At 73.3% G+C, this 17020-nt stretch carries 16 protein-coding genes and 1 pseudogene; 4 read left to right on the forward strand and 13 right to left on the reverse strand.

The window, feature by feature from the left end; translation table 11 throughout:
- Window positions 1-2: 2 nt before the first annotated feature.
- The 5 genes from DVK05_RS08485 to DVK05_RS08505 all read right to left on the reverse strand — a co-directional run bounded on the left by DVK05_RS08485 (window position 3) and on the right by DVK05_RS08505 (window position 3463).
- Entirely contained in the window at window positions 3-590 is a 588-nt protein-coding gene (locus tag DVK05_RS08485; RefSeq protein ID WP_121562937.1) for a hypothetical protein, read from the reverse strand.
- 111 nt (window positions 591-701) lie between these two features.
- Window positions 702-944, reverse strand: a complete 243-nt coding sequence (locus DVK05_RS08490) for a SelT/SelW/SelH family protein (protein WP_053770630.1) — start codon at window positions 942-944, stop codon at window positions 702-704.
- A 71-nt stretch (window positions 945-1015) separates the two neighbouring features.
- Complete coding sequence (locus DVK05_RS08495; RefSeq protein ID WP_121562938.1) at window positions 1016-2419, reverse strand: heme o synthase; 1404 nt, start codon at window positions 2417-2419, stop codon at window positions 1016-1018.
- A gap of 79 nt (window positions 2420-2498) precedes the next feature.
- Window positions 2499-2951 carry an adenylyltransferase/cytidyltransferase family protein gene (locus DVK05_RS08500; RefSeq protein WP_121562939.1) on the reverse strand — a complete coding sequence of 151 codons (453 nt, stop codon included), beginning with the start codon at window positions 2949-2951 and terminating at the stop codon, window positions 2499-2501.
- Window positions 2948-3463 (reverse strand): Mov34/MPN/PAD-1 family protein, encoded by a 516-nt coding sequence (locus tag DVK05_RS08505; protein WP_121562940.1) that lies wholly within the window; start codon window positions 3461-3463, stop codon window positions 2948-2950. The genes DVK05_RS08500 and DVK05_RS08505 overlap by 4 nt, the downstream gene beginning before the upstream one ends.
- A gap of 141 nt (window positions 3464-3604) precedes the next feature.
- Here DVK05_RS08505 and DVK05_RS08510 point away from each other — a divergent pair, with 141 nt between their 5' ends.
- Entirely contained in the window at window positions 3605-5551 is a 1947-nt protein-coding gene (locus DVK05_RS08510; RefSeq protein ID WP_121562941.1) for a DHH family phosphoesterase, read from the forward strand.
- A gap of 66 nt (window positions 5552-5617) precedes the next feature.
- Here DVK05_RS08510 and DVK05_RS08515 read toward each other — a convergent pair whose 3' ends face one another.
- Both DVK05_RS08515 and DVK05_RS08520 read right to left on the reverse strand, forming a co-directional pair.
- Entirely contained in the window at window positions 5618-7396 is a 1779-nt protein-coding gene (locus DVK05_RS08515) for a phospholipase D-like domain-containing protein (RefSeq protein WP_199712298.1), read from the reverse strand.
- Between the two features lie 54 nt (window positions 7397-7450).
- Window positions 7451-8896, reverse strand: a complete 1446-nt coding sequence (locus DVK05_RS08520) for a HEAT repeat domain-containing protein (RefSeq protein WP_121562942.1) — start codon at window positions 8894-8896, stop codon at window positions 7451-7453.
- A gap of 263 nt (window positions 8897-9159) precedes the next feature.
- On the opposite strand from DVK05_RS08520, the gene DVK05_RS08525 reads away from it, so the two are divergent.
- A complete protein-coding gene (locus DVK05_RS08525) occupies window positions 9160-10635 on the forward strand; it encodes an MATE family efflux transporter (RefSeq protein WP_121562943.1) in 1476 nt (491 codons plus the stop codon).
- A 62-nt stretch (window positions 10636-10697) separates the two neighbouring features.
- Here the strand turns inward: DVK05_RS08525 and DVK05_RS08530 are convergent, their stop codons facing one another.
- The 3 genes from DVK05_RS08530 to DVK05_RS08540 are packed head-to-tail and all read right to left on the reverse strand — an operon-like array spanning window position 10698 to window position 12687.
- Entirely contained in the window at window positions 10698-11234 is a 537-nt protein-coding gene (locus tag DVK05_RS08530; RefSeq protein WP_121562944.1) for a hypothetical protein, read from the reverse strand.
- 36 nt (window positions 11235-11270) lie between these two features.
- Entirely contained in the window at window positions 11271-11825 is a 555-nt protein-coding gene (locus tag DVK05_RS08535; RefSeq protein WP_121562945.1) for a cysteine hydrolase family protein, read from the reverse strand.
- The gene (locus tag DVK05_RS08540) at window positions 11818-12687 is read right to left on the reverse strand and encodes a YqcI/YcgG family protein (RefSeq protein ID WP_121562946.1); all 870 of its coding nucleotides are present in this window, start codon (window positions 12685-12687) and stop codon (window positions 11818-11820) included. Before DVK05_RS08540 ends, DVK05_RS08535 begins: the two co-directional genes overlap by 8 nt.
- Before the next feature lie 106 nt (window positions 12688-12793).
- Between DVK05_RS08540 and DVK05_RS08545 the strand changes: the two genes are divergently transcribed.
- Window positions 12794-13225, forward strand: coding sequence for a DUF1810 domain-containing protein (locus tag DVK05_RS08545; RefSeq protein WP_121562947.1), 432 nt, complete (start codon window positions 12794-12796; stop codon window positions 13223-13225).
- 48 nt (window positions 13226-13273) lie between these two features.
- On the opposite strand, the gene DVK05_RS08550 is transcribed toward DVK05_RS08545, so the two are convergent.
- Window positions 13274-14758, reverse strand: a complete 1485-nt coding sequence (locus DVK05_RS08550) for a sodium:solute symporter (RefSeq protein ID WP_121562948.1) — start codon at window positions 14756-14758, stop codon at window positions 13274-13276.
- Window positions 14755-15024, reverse strand: a complete 270-nt coding sequence (locus DVK05_RS08555; protein ID WP_121562949.1) for a DUF3311 domain-containing protein — start codon at window positions 15022-15024, stop codon at window positions 14755-14757. The genes DVK05_RS08550 and DVK05_RS08555 overlap by 4 nt, the downstream gene beginning before the upstream one ends.
- Before the next feature lie 179 nt (window positions 15025-15203).
- Between DVK05_RS08555 and dnaG the strand changes: the two genes are divergently transcribed.
- Window positions 15204-16877, forward strand: a complete 1674-nt coding sequence (gene dnaG / locus DVK05_RS08560) for a DNA primase DnaG (RefSeq protein ID WP_121562950.1) — start codon at window positions 15204-15206, stop codon at window positions 16875-16877.
- Window positions 16878-16901: 24 nt separating this feature from the next.
- Here the strand turns inward: dnaG and DVK05_RS17560 are convergent.
- Window positions 16902-17020: pseudogene (locus DVK05_RS17560) on the reverse strand (IS6 family transposase); the annotation flags it as partial.

Below are 17020 nucleotides of genomic sequence, written 5' to 3' on the forward strand. Positions count from 1 at the left end.
GGTCAGGTCCCGCCCCGCCCGGAGCGGTCTTCCCCCTGACCGCTGCCCGAGGGGAGGAGCCGGCGCGCCAGCGCGCCGAGGCGCTTGTACGCGAGGTTCACGTACAGCCCCGAGAGGAAGACGATCCCGACGACGAGCGGCACGTCGTCGACGCCCTGCCCGAGGATCAGGTCCGAGAGCAGGTAGACCCCGACGCCGAGCGGCAGCGCGGCCGGCAGCCGGAGGTTGTACCGGAGGAGCCTGCCGACCGAGGCGTCGAAGCGCTCGATCAGGGCGGTGGAGACGAACCCCAGCGCCCCGAGCAGGCTGAACAGGGGGACGAACGGGGGGACGATCCCGGGCCCGAGCCCGTCGATCCCGGCGTACGGCGCGTCGACCGCCACGGAGGCCGCGGCGGTGAGGGCGACGGCGAGGAGGACGTCGCCGGCGACGACGGCGGTCCCGAGCCGGGACCGATACCAGGCCCGCGCGAGCCACGGCCGGTCGTCCGCGCCCGGCGCGGCGTCACCCCCGAGCGTCGAGTCGTCGGCCGCGAGCGTCGGGTCGTCGGCGGGAGGGTCGCCTCGCTGCCGCTGCGATGAGTCCGACATCGCCGGGGCTGTTCGCGGCCGAGCGATAATTAGCTTGTGCCGCGTGAACGAGGCGCAAGGGCTCCTGCGGTGCTGCCCGAAGAAAGAACTGAGACCGAACCGCGGCCGGAGTTACGCGGTCGCGCCGACGTGCGGCTTGACCGCCCGGACGATGGCGTCGACGTCGTACTCGTCTTCGGTCTTGTCGAAGACGACCTCGCCGTCGGCGCGGACGACGAAGACGCCGTCGTCGCCGGTCACCAGGGCCACCTCGTCGACGCCCTCGCCGAACTGCTTGAGGATCGCCTCGGAGACGTCTTGCGCGCGGTTCAGCATGCCACAGGGGACGCAGTACTCGACTTCGACGCGTGTCATGCCCTCCGATAGAGCGCGAATCGGATTAAAAGGGCGGGTCGCGGCCGGGCCGGCGGCGGGCGCCGACCGGTTCAGACCACCAGCGCGTCGAAGACGACCGCGAACAGCAGCAGCCCGAGGTAGGCGTTCGAGGCGTGGAACGCGCGGAACGCCGCCTTCTCCGTCTGCTCGTAGTGGAGCCGGACGACCGCCCAGAGGAAGACGGCGCCGACGCCGACGCCGACGACCGCGTACAGCGCGCCGAGCGGGTCGGCGGCCGCGGCGAGCGCGACCGCGGCGACGAGCGTCGCGCCGAGGTACCAGAGGATGTGGCGGCGGGTCGCGGTCTCGCCGCGGACGACGGGCATCATCGGGAAGCCGCCGCGCTCGTAGTCGTCCTTGTACGCCAACGCGAGGTTGTAGAAGTGCGCGGGCGTCCACAGGAAGATGACGAGGGCGAGCAGCAGCCCGCCGCCGCCGACCTCGCCCGTGACGGCGGCCCAACCGATGAGCGCCGGGAGCGCGCCGGCCGCGCCGCCGATGACGGTGTTCTGGACCGTGTTCGGCTTGAGGACGAGCGTGTACACCACGCTGTAGAACACGATCGCGACCAGCCCGAGCGCGGCCGTCAGCGGGTTCACGCTCCAGAACAGCCCGAGCGAGGCGACGGTCAGGAGCCCGCCGAACGCGAGGGCGTGCGAGACCGGGACGAGGTCGGTCGCGAGCGGCCGGTCGCTGGTGCGTTGCATCCGCTTGTCCACGTCGCGTTCGAGGACGTGGTTGAACGTGCCGGAGGCGCCGATGGAGAGCGCGCCGCCGGCGAGCGTGGCGGCCACGACGCCGGGCGTGAACCCGGCCCCGCCCGCGAGCGCCATCGCGGCCGCGGCGACGAGACAGAGCAGCCACATCAGCCGCGGCTTCATGAGCCGGAAGTACGCGGCCGCGGTCGCCCGCAGCCGCGGGAGCGTCGCGGTCGGGATGTCCGGCTCCGGCGCCTCCTCGACCGGGGGGAGGTCGTCGGTGCCGGCCTCGAAGTCGTCGGGGGCGTCGTCCGGGACGCCCGTCTCGGCCTCCAGCCACCACGCGAGCGCGGCGAGGACGGCGCCGAAGATGCCGATGCCGAGGAGGAGGTGGGCGGAGCCGAGGGCGGCGGGCAGGTCGCCGAGCGCGACGAGCGCCCCGACGCCGGCCTGCGCGGGGTAGACGGCGAGCGCGACCGCGAGGGCGGCGCGGACCCGGCGGTCGGCGCCGTCCCGCCACGCGATCGCGGCGGAGAGCGCGACGAGGAGGCCGACGACGACCGCGAGGACGCGGTGTCCGAGGGCGATCCAGCCCTCGGTCGCCGTCGGCAGGGCGGCGCCGCTCCCGCAGGCGGGCCAGCCGCCGCAGGCCGCCGCCGCCTCCGTGAGGGAGGTGGTGGCGCCGACGACGACGAGGAGGTACACGCCCATCGCGGCCGCGGCCAGCACCGCGGGGAACTTGTCGGGGATATTCACTCACCTCGGCTTGGGAGTCAGTCCATTTAGATGCCGCGCTTCCCCGCCCGCGCGCCGTCCGGCGGGGCCGACCGCCGGGTCACCGCGGCGTCCCGTCCGAGTCGTCGCCGCGCTCGCGGACGATCCGGTCGACGATGTCGCCGCTGGAGAGCAGTTCGTCGTCGTACTTCGGCTCCCGGCCCGACGCGCGCTCGACGCGGCAGTCGATGCCGCGGGCGGCGAGCGCGTCGGCGATGGCGGCCTCGTCGTGGTGCTGGTCGAACCCCAACACGATCACGTCGGGGTCGAGCCGCTCGATGGGGACGAACACGTCCTCCGGGTCGCCGAGGTGCGCCTCGTCGACCGCGGCGAGCGCGGCGACCATGTCGCGCCGCTGGCGGGCGCAGAGGACCGGCGCGGGCTTGTGCGTGACGTTGCTGCGGCGGGCGACGATAGCGTGGAGCTCGTCGCCGTACGTCGCCGCGTCCTCGAGGTAGTGGACGTGGCCGGGGTGGAGCAGGTCGAAGGTGCCCTGCGCGACGACCCGCGTCATCGGAACCACGAGAGGAAGCCGCCGCCGTCGCGGTCGTCCAGCTCGCGGTCGATGTCCTCCTGGGTGAAATCGAAGAAGTGCTCGTCGGGCACCGCCACGTCGAGCACGTCGAGGGTCGTCTGCTTGCCCTCGTTGTCGAACGCCTTCCAGTCGCCCCACCCGTAGGGGGCGCCCACGATGATGTGGACCTTCCCCTGCCCGAACGTGGCGAGGTCGGCGTCGCTCGGCCGGAGCGCGCCGTTCGGGTGGGAGTGGACCGAGCCGACGGCGCGCATGTCGTTCGGCTTCATGTTGGTGCGGACGGTGGCGCTCGTCGGGCTCGACTGCGTGCCCGGGATGACGAGCACGTCGGTGATCACCTGCCCGTCTCGGTCGAGGTCGAGCTTCCGGGCGTCGTCCGCGCGGAGGAACCCCATGTACTCGTTGGGGTGGGTCTCCTCGCTCGCCTCGAGGACGAACTCCAGGGTCTCTCGGGCGATGCCGAGGAGCTCGTCCGAGCGGAACAGTCGCATGGGTCAGACAAGTCGCCGTCGCCTCATAGGGGTTCCGGACCGCGGGACGCCGGACGGGCTCCACGCTCCGGAGGTCCGCCGCTCCGCGGGCGAGAGCCCCGAGAGAACAGGCTTAACACCGGCCGTTCCCGATTGCTCTCCATGAGCGAGAACACCGCCGGGGATTCCGGCACGCGGGGCGATTCGAGCCCCGAACCCGACGCCGACGCGGCGGAGGGGGCGGCCGACGACCGGCCGACCGTCTACGACCTGGCGCCCGACTGCACCCTCGAAGACGCCGAGATCGACGCCCTGTACCACGCCGAGGTCAACGGCGTCGTCGACTACGGCGTGTTCGTCGACCTCTCCGACGCCGTGAGCGGCCTCGTCCACGAGTCGAACCTCGACGGCGACTACGCCGTCGGCGACCGGCTGATCGTCCGGCTCACCGAGGTGAAGGAGAACGGCGACGTCGCGTTCGACGACGTCGACCCCGACGGCTACCGCACCGAGACCGTCGCCCACGAGCCGACCGTCTCGCGGGTCCGCGGCCTGACTCCGGGCGACGAGGCGACCGTCGAGGGCGAGGTCGTCCAGGCGAAACAGACCGGCGGCCCCACCATCTTCGCCGTCGCGGACGCCTCCGGGGTCGTCTCCTGTGCCGCCTTCGAGTCCGCCGGCGTCCGGGCGTACCCGGAGGTCGAGGTCGGCGACATGGTCCACGTCTCGGGGACGATCGAGAGCCGCGAGGACGCCCTCCAGCTGGAGGTCGACTCGCTGAAGCGCCTCCCCGACGACCGCGCCGCCGAGGCCCGCGAGCGCTTCGAGGCCGCCCTCGACGAGCGCGCCGAGCCCGCCGACGTCGACCCCCTCGTCGAGTGGGAGGCGTTCGAGCCCATCCACGAGGACCTCCGCGACCTCGCGCGGCTGCTCCGCCGGACCGTCCTCGCCGGCCGCCCGATCCGCGTCCGCCACCACGCTGACGGCGACGGGATGTGCGCCGCGATCCCGGTCCAGCTCGCCGTCGAGAACTTCGTCCGGGAGGTCCACGGCGACCCTGACGCGCCGCGACACCTGTTCAAGCGGCTCCCGAGCAAGGCCCCCTACTACGAGATGGAGGACGTCACCCGCGACCTCAACTTCGCCCTGGAGGGCCGCGCGCGCCACGGGCAGAAGCTCCCCTTCCTCCTCATGCTCGACAACGGGTCGACCGAGGAGGACGTGCCGGCCTACGAGAACCTCGCGCACTACGACATCCCCATCGCGGCCGTCGACCACCACCACCCGGACCCGGAGGCGGTCGAGCCGCTGCTCGACGCCCACGTGAACCCCTACCTCCACGGCGAGGACTACCGGGTCACCACCGGGATGATGTGCGTCGAGCTCGCGCGCCTGATCGACCCGTCGCTCACCGAGGAGCTCGAACACGTGCCGGCGGTCGCCGGGCTCTCCGACCGCTCGAAGGCCGAGGCGATGGACGACTACGTCGCGCTCGCCGAGGGCGCCGGCTACGACGAGTCCGACCTCCTCGACATCGGCGAGGCGCTCGACTACGCCGCCCACTGGCTCCGCTACTCCGAGGGGAAGACGCTCGTCAACGACGCGCTGAACGTGGGCTGCGACGACGAACAGCGGCACGAGGAACTCGTCGAGTTCCTCTCGGAGCGCGCCGAGCGCGACGTGGAGCGTCAGCTCGACGCGGTCGACGACCACGTCGAACACGAGCGGCTCGCCTCCGGCGCGCACCTCTACCGGATCGACCTAGACGAGTACGCCCACCGCTTCACCTACCCCGCGCCGGGCAAGACCACCGGCGAGCTCCACGACGAGAAGGTGACCGAGACGGGTGACCCCGTCATCACCATCGGCTACGGCCCGGACTTCTGCGTCCTCCGCTCGGACGGCGTCCGGCTCGACATCCCGAACATGGTGACCGAGCTGAACGAGGAGCTGCCCGAGGCCGGCGTCTCGGGCGGCGGCCACCTCGTCGTCGGCTCCATCAAGTTCGTGAAGGGCCGCCGGAGCGAGGTGATCGAGGCGCTCGTCGAGAAGATGGCGGGCGCGGAGATCGACGAGGCGCTCTCGTCGACCATCGCGCTCGACGACTGACCAGACGGCGCCGCGACCTCTCGGGGCGGTCCCCGGCCGGGCGACCGCTCGCCCCGACACCGCTTCTCAGCCGAACGCGATCTCCCGCCGAGCGACGGCGCCGGCCGCGGCGAGCGCGACGCCGAACCCGGCGGCGAAGCCGACCGGGAGCTGGACCCCGCCGCCGCGCCAGTCCGCGGCGTACGCGCGGGCGTAGAAGTCCGCGACCGGCTCGCTCTCTATCGCGAGCAGCACCTCCCGGTTGTTCGTCGCCGCGCTCGGGTTCCAGTTGAGGCTGCCGACGACCGCCGCGTCGTCGACGACGAGCCCCTTCGCGTGGACCTTCCCGAACCGGCCACGCGGCGCCGCGAGGTCGACCGCGATCGGTTCGTCGGCGAGCGCATCGGAGAGGTTCCGGTTCGCCTCGCGGTCGTACCAGGCGTCCGAGAGCAGCAGGTGGACGTCGACCCCGCGGTCCGCGGCGCGCCGGAGCGCGCGGACGATCCGGTCGTTCGGCCCGCCGACCCGCGGCACGACCGCGAGCACGCGCTCGTCGGCGGCGTCGATCCGGGCGACGATCCGGTCGGCCGCGTTGCCCGGCGCCGTCAGGACGGTCACGTCGGCCGTCGACGGCGCCGCGGGCGCCTCGAACCGCGTCGGGTAGGAGCCGTTCGCGCGGCCGCCGTCGTGGAACTCCGTGTCGGCGCGGAAGGCGCGCCAGGGTCGCGCGTCGCGCGCCTCGAAGTCGGCTAGGAACAGTTCCGCGAGGTCGTCGGCGACCGCCGCGCTCCGGTCGCTACCGCTCCCGAGACCGGCGTCGGTCTCGCCCGAGGCGCCGCGGTCGCCCCCGACGAGGACGCCCCACCCGCGGTTGCCGTGCCCGCCCGTGCCGGACGGCTTCCAGTTCTCCGTGAGGACGACGGCGCGGTCGTCGGCGACCGCGTACTTCGGGTGGTGGAACCGGAACCGCTCGACCTCGCCGTCGAGGATCCGGACGGCGACGCCGGCGGCCGTCAGCCGGTCGATCAGCGCCGCGCTCCGGGCCGGGAACCCGCCGACCGGCGACCCCTCCAGCAGCACCCGGACCCGCACGCCGCGGTCGGCGGCCGCGACGAGCGCGTCGGCGACCCGCTCCGAGGTCAGCGTGTAGCCGGCCACGAACAGCCGCTCGTCCGCGGCCCGGAGCGGTTCGACGGGCATCCCGGGGCTGTCCGGGAGGACGAAGGGGGTCACGGCGGCGTCCGCGGTCGACTTCGGCGAGCGGGGGTCGTAGCCGCGCGGGCGCCACTCCCCCCAGTCGGCGCGCCACCGGTGTCCCTCAGGCGCGCGGTCGTACGCGACCACGGCGACTGCGGTCCCGTTGCGGCGGAGCTCGATCCGGTCGCCGGACGCGGCGAGCGGGAAGTGGTCGTCGAGCGCGCGGAGCGTCGGGTCCCCGGTGCCGCCGTTGCCCGGGGCCGCGGTCTCGTCGGCGAGCAGCGGCGTCGCGTTCGCGGGGTCCATCGAGAGGGCGACGACGCCGCTGGCGTTCGCCGGGATCTCGGCCTCGTGGTGGCCGTCCGAGAGCGACCAGTCGCCGCGCTCGGGGAGCCGGACGACGAGGTACTCGCCGCGGTTCTCCGCGGCCGCCGGGTTCGGGAACAGCTCGACGATCCGCGGCGTCGTCGAGACGAGCGTCACGTTCGCCGCGCTCCCGTTCGACCGGTCGGCGGCACCGCCGGAGTCGACGGCGGCGCCCGGCGACCCGGGTCCGGCGCCGCCCGCGGCCGCGACCGGGACGAGGGCCGCGAGAGCGAGCAGCGCGAGCGCGACGGCGGCGACGCTCGCCGTCGCGTCGCCTGCGGAAGGAGATGAAACGAACGACACGCCGGGCCTCGCCCCGGCTTCGGATAAGAAGGGTCGGCCGAGGGGCGGGCCGCGTCAGGCGGTCGGCGCGGGCTCGGCGCCGTCGTCGAGCGCGTCGCGCGCCTTTTCGCCCTCGGTCGAGACGACGAAGGAGCGCTCGTCGGCGTACTCGGCGACCGCTTCGAGCGCCTCGCGGGTGCCGATCTGCCGGAGCGCCCAGCCGGCGGCGGCGCGAACGTCGTCGGACGGGTGCGCTTCGAGCGCGTCGGCGAGCGGGTCGACCGCACGGGTGTCGCCGATCAGCCCGAGCGCGCGGGCCGCGTGGGGGCGGACGAGCTCGTCGGTGTCGCCGTCGGGGTCGAGCTGGTTCGCGAGCGGCTGGACGGCCTCGGCGGCGCCGATTTCCCCGAGCGCCTTGAACACCGCCTTCTGGAGCTGCGGGTTCGAGTCCTCGTCGACGTACTCGATCAGGGTATCGGTCGCTTCCTCGGCGGCCATCTTCCCGAGGATCCGGATCGCGGGCCGGTCGCGCTTCTCGGCGCGGCCGAGGATCTCCTCGACGGACGCCTCGGTCTTGCCGCGCTTGCCCATCCGCTCGAACGCCTCCAGGCAGTGGCGCTCCATGAACTCGGACTGGAGCGAGTCGAGCGCGAGCAGGATCATGTCGACGTTGCCCCGCGCCTCGTGCTCCTTCAGCGCGGCCCACTCGACCGGGAAGTCCTTGTAGTGGCCGAGCACGTCGTAGTACCCCTGCGCGCGGAGCTGCTCGTGGGTCTCGAGGTCGTCCCACTCCTCGGCGTCCTCGAGGGCGGCCTCCAGGTCGTCGGTCGCCGCGAGCAGCGCCGCGATCACGTCCGCGTCGTCGTCCGCGTCGAAGCCGGCCTCGACGACCGCCGCGGCGACGGCGTCGAGCGCGGCGGTGAGCTGATCGACGGGGATCGGCTCCGCGGCGTCGGCCTCTTCGTCGTCCGCGGGCTCCGCCAAGAGCGCCTCGGGGTCCTCCTCCGCCTCGTCGATCGCGTCGGGAGCGGCGTCGTCGATCGCGTCGGCGGCCTCGTCGACGAACGACGTGACGGCGGCCGCGACGTCGTCGTGGCCCGCCTCGGTCCACTCGGTGTCCGCGACCGTCCCGGACGCGGCCTCAATCGCGTCGGCGACGTCCTCGCCGTAGGGGCCGCGGGCGTCGGCGACGCCGTCGCGGAGCTCCGCGACGCGGTCCTCGAGGTCGCCGCGGGGGTCGTCGGCGTCCTCGTCGTCCTCGTCCGGCTCGGGGAGGTCCGCGTCCTCGATGCCGGCCGCCGCGTCGTCTAAGAGCGCCTCGACGTCGTCGAGGGCGGCCTCCGTCTCGGCGGCCTCGAGCCGGTCGGCGATCTCGTCGAGGTACTCGTTCAGGGACTCCTCGGTCGCGTCATCGGGGAGCGTCGGGGCGGCCGTCTCCGTCGACTCGTCGGCGTCCCCGCCGTCGTCCGCGGCCTCGGCCTCCTCGGAGGCGTCGGCCGGGTCGTCGTCGCCGTTGCTCATATACCACGAACTCCGTGTGTAGTCCATTAAGAGGTTTCCCTTCGCGGGCGCCGGGCGACCGCGTGCGGGGGCGAGACGGTGCGCTCGCCGGGCCGGACGGGCGCGCCGGTCCCCCGACTCGCCTCTCACCGGAGTCCTGCCCCGGCGCGGGGCGGTCGACCGCTCGCCGCCCCGGATCGAACCGGCGGACCGCGCCTCGATTCGAGAGTCGTGTTCACGACCAGCACACTTTTATTATCCCCTTCCAATACCGTAACGATTCGATGCTGGACGTCGACCGCGAGGCGATCACCGACGGGCCGGTCGGGCGGGTGCTGCTCGCTCTCGCCGCGCCGCTCGTCGCGCAGAACGTCGTCTACGTCGCCAACGCGCTGGTCGACACGTTCTGGCTCGGGCGGGTCGGCGAGGACGCGGTCGCCGCCGTCGGGCTCAGCCTCCCGGTCCAGTCGCTGCTCGGCGCGACGGTCGTGATCGGCGCGGTCGGCACCCAGATCCTCGTCTCGCAGCGCGCCGGCGACGGCGACGAGGCGGGCGCGCGCCGGGTCGCGGTCAACGGCGCGCTGGTCGCGCTCGCCGTCACCGCGGCAGTCGCGCTCCCGGTGGTCGCCTACGCCGACGAGGTCGCGGCGCTGCTCGGCGCCGACCCCGCGCTCGCCGGCGCGACCGCGACGTACCTCGCGATCGTGACCGCCGTCCTCCCGGTCGGCGCGGTCGGCGACACCGTCGAGAACTGCTTCACGGCGTACGGCGACACCCGCGCGGTGTTCCACGTGACCCTCGTGGGCGTCCTCGTCAACGCCGTCGCCGCGCCGGTCCTCATCTTCGGCGTCGGCCCGGCGCCCGAGCTCGGCGTCGCGGGCGCCGCCCTCGGCACCGCGCTCGCGGGCGTCGCCGGCCTCCTGTGGGTCCTCGGGTACGCCGCGGGGATCGGCCGCGACACCTTCCGGCTCACCCGCGAGGCGTTCGCGTTCGACGCCGCGACCGTCCGCGAGGTCGTCTCCGTCGGCCTCCCGCTCGGCGGCCAGCGCGGGGTGAGCGAACTGGTCCGCGTCCTCGTCGTCGGCCTCGTGGCGGTCGCCGGCGGCGCGGCGGGCGTCGCGGCGTACACGGTCGGCGCCCGGGTGGCGACGCTCGCGATCGTCCCGGCGCTCGGGATGCAACAGGCCGCCCAGTCGATGATCGGACAGAACCTCGGCGCGGACGCCCCCGAGCGCGCCCACCGCACAACGACTGTCGGCACCGGGATGGTCGTCGCGGGGTTCCTCGCGCTCGGCGCCCTCCAGTTCCTGTTCGCCGGCGGGATCGCGGACCTCCTCGCGCCCGACCTCACCGCGACCGGGCGCGGCCTCGCGGTCACCTACCTCCGGATCCTCGGCGCCTCCTACTGGGCGCTCGGCGGCACCTACACGCTGTTGGCCGGGTTCAACGGCGCCTCCCGCACCCGGACCTCCTTCGTCGCGGACCTGGTCAAGTACTGGGCGGTCCGGTTCCCGATCGCGGTCGCGGCCGTCCCGGTCGCGACGACCGTCGGCGCGTTCGGCGTCACCGTGACGCCGGGGCTCGGCTGGGGCGTCGAGGCCGTCTTCTGGGCGGTCGCGGCCTCGAACGTCCTCGGGTTCCTCGGGCTCGGCGCGTACTTCCTGTACACCACTCGCCGCGGCATGTTCGCGAACGCCGCCGAGCGCGCGGGCGGCGGCGAGGCCGACGCGGCCGCCGCGGAGGCGGCCGACGACGACTGACGGCGGTCGGGTCGGGCGGGTTGGCGCCGGACGGCGCGATCAGTCGACGACGAACGGCGCGCTCAGTCGAGGTCGGTCAGCCGAACCGACCCGACCGCGCCACCGTCCCCGACGAACCGGACCGTCACCGCGTCCTGCTCGGGGTAGAGCCAGTCGCGGGCGACCGCGACGGTCGCCGTCTCGTCGGGGGCGAGAACGACCGGGTCCACGGACGCGACCGACTCCTCGCCGTCCGGAAAGGAGAGTTCGGCGCGCGACACGCGGACCGGTTCGGCGCCGTCGTTGCGGAGGGTGAGCGCGAAGCGATCGACGGCGCGCTTCCCGCCGGCCGGCGAGACCGCGAGGTCGACGTCGACGACGCGGACCGGGTCCGTCGCCGCCGGATCCCCGGCGGCCCCGTCGGTTCCGCGGTCGCGGTCGGTCTCGTCGCCGCCGTCGTCGAGTCCCGCCGCCTCCTCCTCGGTGAACTTCGCGAAACAGCGGTAGCAGCGGTAGACGGTGAGGTCCGAGGGGGGCGGCACGTGGCCGCCCGCCATCCGGATCTTCCGCACGAGGAACCGGCTCCCGCAGTCCGGGCACCGCGGCGCGTGGCGGAACACGTGGAGGCTTCTCGCCGGAGCGGGATGGGCTTTCGGTCAGTCCGCGAGCAGGTCGGCGCTCTCGACGACCGTCGCGAACTCGCCGTCCAGGTGCGCGAGCGCGACGCGGTGGGAGATCTCGGGGTCGATCCGCTCGCCGTCGGGCGCCTCGCGGGCGTGGGTCGCCGTCGCGTCGGCGACCACGCGCACGTCGTAGCCGCGGTTCTCGGCCTCGCGCGTCGTCGTCGAGACGCAGTGGTCGGTGGTCAGCCCGCAGACGACGAGCGACCCGTACCCTTCCCCGCGGAGCCACGCGTCGAGCCCGGAGTCGAGGAACGCGCCGTTGACCGACTTCTCGAAGGCGGGCTCGCCCTCGACGGGCGCGGTCTCCGGCTTCCACGCGAAGCCGGGGGCGTCGGGGCGGAGCGGCGAGTCCGGCTCCGTCGAGGCGTGCCGGACGTGCGCGACGGGGCGGTCGGCGTCGCGCCAGCGGTCGAGGAGCGCGGCCGCGGCGGCCTCGGCGTCGGGGTTGTTGCGCTCGCCCCACCCCGGCTCGTCGAAGCCGGTCTGAAAGTCGACGAGGAGGAGGACGGCGTCGTCGCGGTCAGTCATCGCCGAGCCCCGAGGTGGCGGGCGCGTCGCGGTCGGCCGCGACCGCCCCGGCGAACCGCTGCCACGCGCCCGGTTCGAGGAGCGACTCGGGCGCTTTCGGGTGCTCGCGCGTCGGGTCGAGCGGGCAGGCGTCGGGGCTCTCGGCGGCGTCCTCGCGGAACAGGTACTGCTTCCACTCGCGGTCGCCCTCGGCGCCCCAGTCGCCGAGGTCGGCGTGGGGGCAGACGCCGTCGTAGTCGCCCATGCGGTCGCGGATCGCCTCGCGGGCGTGCTCGCCGGCCTCGGTGTCGGCGGTGATCCCCTCGAAGACGGCGCGCGGCTGGAAGGTGATCTCCAGCCCGACCGGCGAGTACCGGCTCTTCCGCTCGTCGTAGAACGGCGCCCGCGACGTGGGGAACAGCGGCTCGCCGCCGAAGCAGAACTCCCAGCGGGGCGTGTCCGGGTCGGTCGGGATGTCGTCGGGCCACGGCTCCGGGTCGTGGACGTGGAGGAACTCCAGCACGTGCCAGAGCCGCTCGTGGTAGTGCGCCTCGCCGCGCTCGCCGTCCGGCGGCCTGAAGAACACCGCGAGCGGCGCGCGGTCGGCGTGGTCGGGGTACGTCTCCAGGTACTCGACGAGCACGTCGCGCAGCCGAAGGAGCGCGGCGGGGTCCGTCGTCGACTCGCAGGCGGCGTACAGGAGGTCGCCCTCCCGTTCGACCTCGATGCCGAAGTAGCAGGGGAACGGCGACCCGTCGCGCTCGCCCAGCATCGACTCCCGGAACGTGCGGTAGTGCTCGCGGAGCCACGGCGGCGCGTCGTCGAGCCGATCGCGGAGCGTCGCCTGGTCCAGCAGCACGCCCTCGGTGCCGGGCTCGTTCATACCCGTATTCGGGGACAGACCGGCTTTTGACTTTCGGGGAATCCGACGCGACGAGACGGATGAGCGCGGGGATTTATCACCGATCGCACCGACGCTCACCGACGACATGTCGGCAGACGACCCGCACGACCTCGAACGCTTCCTCGACGCGCAAGAGGGCGTGATCGAGTCGGCCAAGCGGGAGCTGCGGTCGGGGCGGAAGCGCGGTCACTGGATGTGGTTCGTGTTCCCGCAGGTCGAGGGGTTAGGGAGCAGCCGGACCTCGCGGCGCTACGCGATCGGGTCCCGGGAGGAGGCGGTCGCGTACCTCGCGCACCCGACGCTCGGGGCGCGGCTGCGGGAGTGTACGGCGATCGTCAACGGGATCGACGGGCGGACCGCCCGCGAGGTGTTCGGGTCGCCGGACGACCTGAAGTTCCGGTCGTCGATGACGCTGTTCGACGCGGTCGCGGACGGGTCCGAACCCTTCGGGACCGCGCTGGACCGCTACTACGACGGGCCCGACGAGAAGACGCTCCGGTTCCTGCGAGCGGAGTGAGGTCGGCGGGCGAGAGGCCGCCCGCCCGACCGGCCGTCGATCCCGGGCTCAGTCGCCCGCCACCGCGAACCGCGAGGCGTCCTCCTCCTCGGTCGGCGCGGTGAGCAGCGAGACGCCGACGGTGAGGACGGCCGACAGCGCCATCAGCCCGAGCGCCACGTCCCAGCCGCCCGCGACGGTCCGGGGCAGCGTCGGGACGGCGCCGACGACCGCCGACAGCACGACCGCGAGGTACGCGGCCTGCGGGACCGCGACGCCGGCGAGCATGCCCGTACGCGTCGTCCGCGGCCAGTAGAGCGCGCATATCACGGGGAGCGCGAGCAGCGCGAACCCGGAGAACGCGGTGTCGCCGACCTCGACCAGCGTCCCGGGGCGGAACAGGCTGGCGACGAACGCGAGCGCCGCGAACCCGGCGACGCCGACGCGCGCGACCCACGCCTCGCGGCGCTCGGAGGCGTCGGCGTTCACCACGGGCCGGTACAGGTCCCGTGTGAAGTACGACGACCCCGACAGGAGCATCGAGTCGGACGAGGACATCATCGCGGCCATCGCGCCGGCGATAACGAGCGCCGTGAACCACGCCGGGGTGTACTCGCCGAGCACGACCGGGAGCACGTTCGCGTTCTCGGGGACCGTCACCGGCGTCCCGGCCGCCCACGCGCCGAGCATGAACGCGGGGAGGAACAGCAGGAGGACGAGCACGGGCCACAGCGCGAACGACCGCTTCAGCGTCGCGGCCGACTTCGCGACGAAGAACCGCTGGTTGATCTGCGGGAACATCGTCACGCCGAACGCGATGGTGATCGCCGTCGAGATGATGAACCCGGGCGTGTACGTCCCGCCGCCGAAGCCCCCGAACTCGGGCCTGGCGGCCAGCATCCCCTCGGTCGCGGCGCCGACGCCGCCGAGCGCCGAGACCAGCCACGCGGCGGCGATCCAGACGACGGAGAGCATGAACAGCCCCTGGAGCGTGTCGGTCCACGCCACGCCGCGCAGGCCGGCGACGGCGACGTAGAGGATCATGAACGCCGTGATCAGCGCCGCGCCGCCCCAGTAGGGCACCGCGCCGTCCGTGAGCCCCACGAGCGCCTCGCCGGCGCCCATCTGCTGGAGCATGACGTACGGGAACAGCCAGAGGAGGCTGACGCCGGCGACCAGCGCGCGCAGCCCGGTCGAGCCGAACCGGTCGCCGAGCATCTCGCCGAGCGTCACGTAGCCGTTGCGGGCGCCGATCAGCCACTGCTTGTAGCCGATCACGTACCACAGCACCGCGAACAGCACGCCGTCGAGGGTGCCCATCACGATCAGCCACTCCGGGCCGGCCGCGTACGCGAGGTTCGGCCCGCCGAAGAAGGTGAACGCCGACAGCAGGGTGGCGAACGTCGTGAACAGCAGCACGAGCGTGCCGATCGACCGGTTCGCGAGGTAGTAGTCCTCCGCCGTCGACTCCGAGACGCGGTAGGCGACCAGCCCGAGCGCGAGCGCGGCGACGAGGTACCCGACGACGACGCCGAGCGAGAGCCCCAGCGTCATCGGCGATCACCGTCGGCGGGCGCCGACGCGTCGCCGCCGGCGACGTCGCGCCCCGGTCGTCGCCCCATCCCGCGCTCCCACGCGCCGCTCCGGACGAACAGCGCGAACAGGGCCGTACACAGCCCGAGCCACGCCACGTGCCACCAGATCCACACCGGCAGCCCCGCGACGACGCGGTCGACGCCCCACAGGGGCCACGGCACCGCGAAGGCCACGAGGACCGCGAACGTCGGTATCCACACGAGATCGCTCCGTGATCGCGTCATGTGAGAGAATAGTGTTTCTATAGATACAAAGAACCATCGAACAGATTCGGATATACATTTCGTAGAGAAATTTTCTTCAATAGTCGGCGCCGGAGGAGGAGCGTGCGATAGCTATTTTCCGCGAGGAGCGCAACCATACACGGACGGGCGCTACCGCCCGACATCACCATTCACCCATCATGAAAGACACAGAGAAATACCTGATACACGCCACCATCGCGGCCGACGGCGTCGTCGAGCGGAGCGACGTCGTCGGGGCGGTGTTCGGCCAGACGGAGGGTCTGCTCGGCGACGAGTTGGACCTCCGCGACCTCCAGGAGTCCTCGCGCGTCGGCCGGATCGACGTCTCCGTCGAGTCCGAGAACGGCCAGTCGTTCGGCGAGGTCACCGTCGCGTCGAGCCTGGACAAGGTCGAGACCGCCATCCTAGCGGCCGCGCTGGAGACGATAGACCGCATCGGACCCTGTCACGCCTCCGTGGAGGTGACGAGCATCGAGGACGTGCGGGCGGCCAAGCGCCGCGAGGTCGTCGAGCGCGCCAAGGAGCTGATCGCCGGCGGCTTCGAGGAGACGAGCCTCGCGAGCAGCGACGTGTTAGACGAGGTGCGCGACGCCGCGCGCGTCGAGGGCATCGTCGACTACGAGGGGCTCCCGGCCGGGCCGCGCGTCGGCGACTCCGACGCCGTCATCATCGTCGAGGGGCGCGCCGACGTGCTCACGCTGCTCGACTGCGGGATCAAGAACGCCGTCGCGGTCGAGGGGACGAACGTCCCCGAGGCGGTCGCCGACCTGACCGCCGACCGGACCGTCACCGCGTTCCTCGACGGCGACCGCGGGGGCGAACTCATCCTCCGCGAGCTCGCGCAGGTCGGCGAGGTCGACTACGTCGCGTTCGCGCCGCCCGGCGAGTCGGTCGAGGACCTCGACCGCGACGCCGTCTTCGAGGCGCTCCGCGGGAAGGTGCCGTACGCCAGCCTCGCGGACGCCGCCGACCTCCGCGCGGCCGCCAGCGACGAGGAGGCCGGCGACGGCTCCGGCTCGGTCGCCCGCGTCGGCGACGGCGGCGCGGTGCCGGGCGACGCCGGCGGCGGCTCGACCGGCCCGTCGACCCGAACGACCCGGTCACCCGATCCGGAGGCCGAGTCGACGGACCCGGACGACGGCGACGCGGCGGCCGAGAGCCGCGACCCGTCTCCCCGCGACCCGTCCCCCTCCGACGGCGCGGGCGAGGCCACTGGGCCGGCGTCGACGCCGACAGACGATCCCGACTCGACGCCCGACGCGGACGCGGCGTCGGCCGTCGAGCCCGACGCGGCCGCCGACCCCGTGTCGGAGCCGGTCGACGACTCGGACTCCGAACCGGCTGACGAGGCGGACGACGGGGCGACCGATGAATCGGACGCCGGGTTGGCGGAGGAGTCCGACGACGGCTTGTCGGACGGAGCGGACGCCGAGTCGGCCGAAGATGCGGATCCCCGGTCGGCCGCGGAGCCGGAGTCCGACGGGAGTGACGACGGGGAAGGCGACGCGGCCGACGACGGGTCCGACGAGCCGCGGTCGATGGGGGCGCACGTCAGCGAGGTCGTCGACGGGGCGACGGGCCGCGCGCGGCTCCTCGGCGACGAGTTCGAGGTCCTCGACGAGGTCGACGCCGGCGAGGCGTTCGACGCGGTCGAGGGCGCCGAGCCCGCGCCGCACGCCGTCGTCGTCGACGGGACCGTCGACCAGCGGCTGCTCGACGTGGCGGCCCAGCGCGGCGTCGGCGACCTGGTCGGCCGCGACCTCGGCGAGTTCGTGAAGCGGCCGGCCGGGACGCGCGTCCTCGCCGCCGCGGACGTCTGGGCCGGGAACTGACGATACGGCGCGGTCGCGGTCGTGTTAACTTAAGCATCGGTTCCAGCAGACGGCGAAGGCTCGAAGCCATGATTCTGCCGCTGTCGGCTCCGCGTTTCTAAACGTATTTGAAAACGAAGAGGTTCTGCGTTTTACTTCTCTAA

This window comes from Halorubrum sp. Atlit-8R, from assembly GCF_003666025.1.
GTDB lineage: Archaea > Halobacteriota > Halobacteria > Halobacteriales > Haloferacaceae > Halorubrum > Halorubrum salinarum.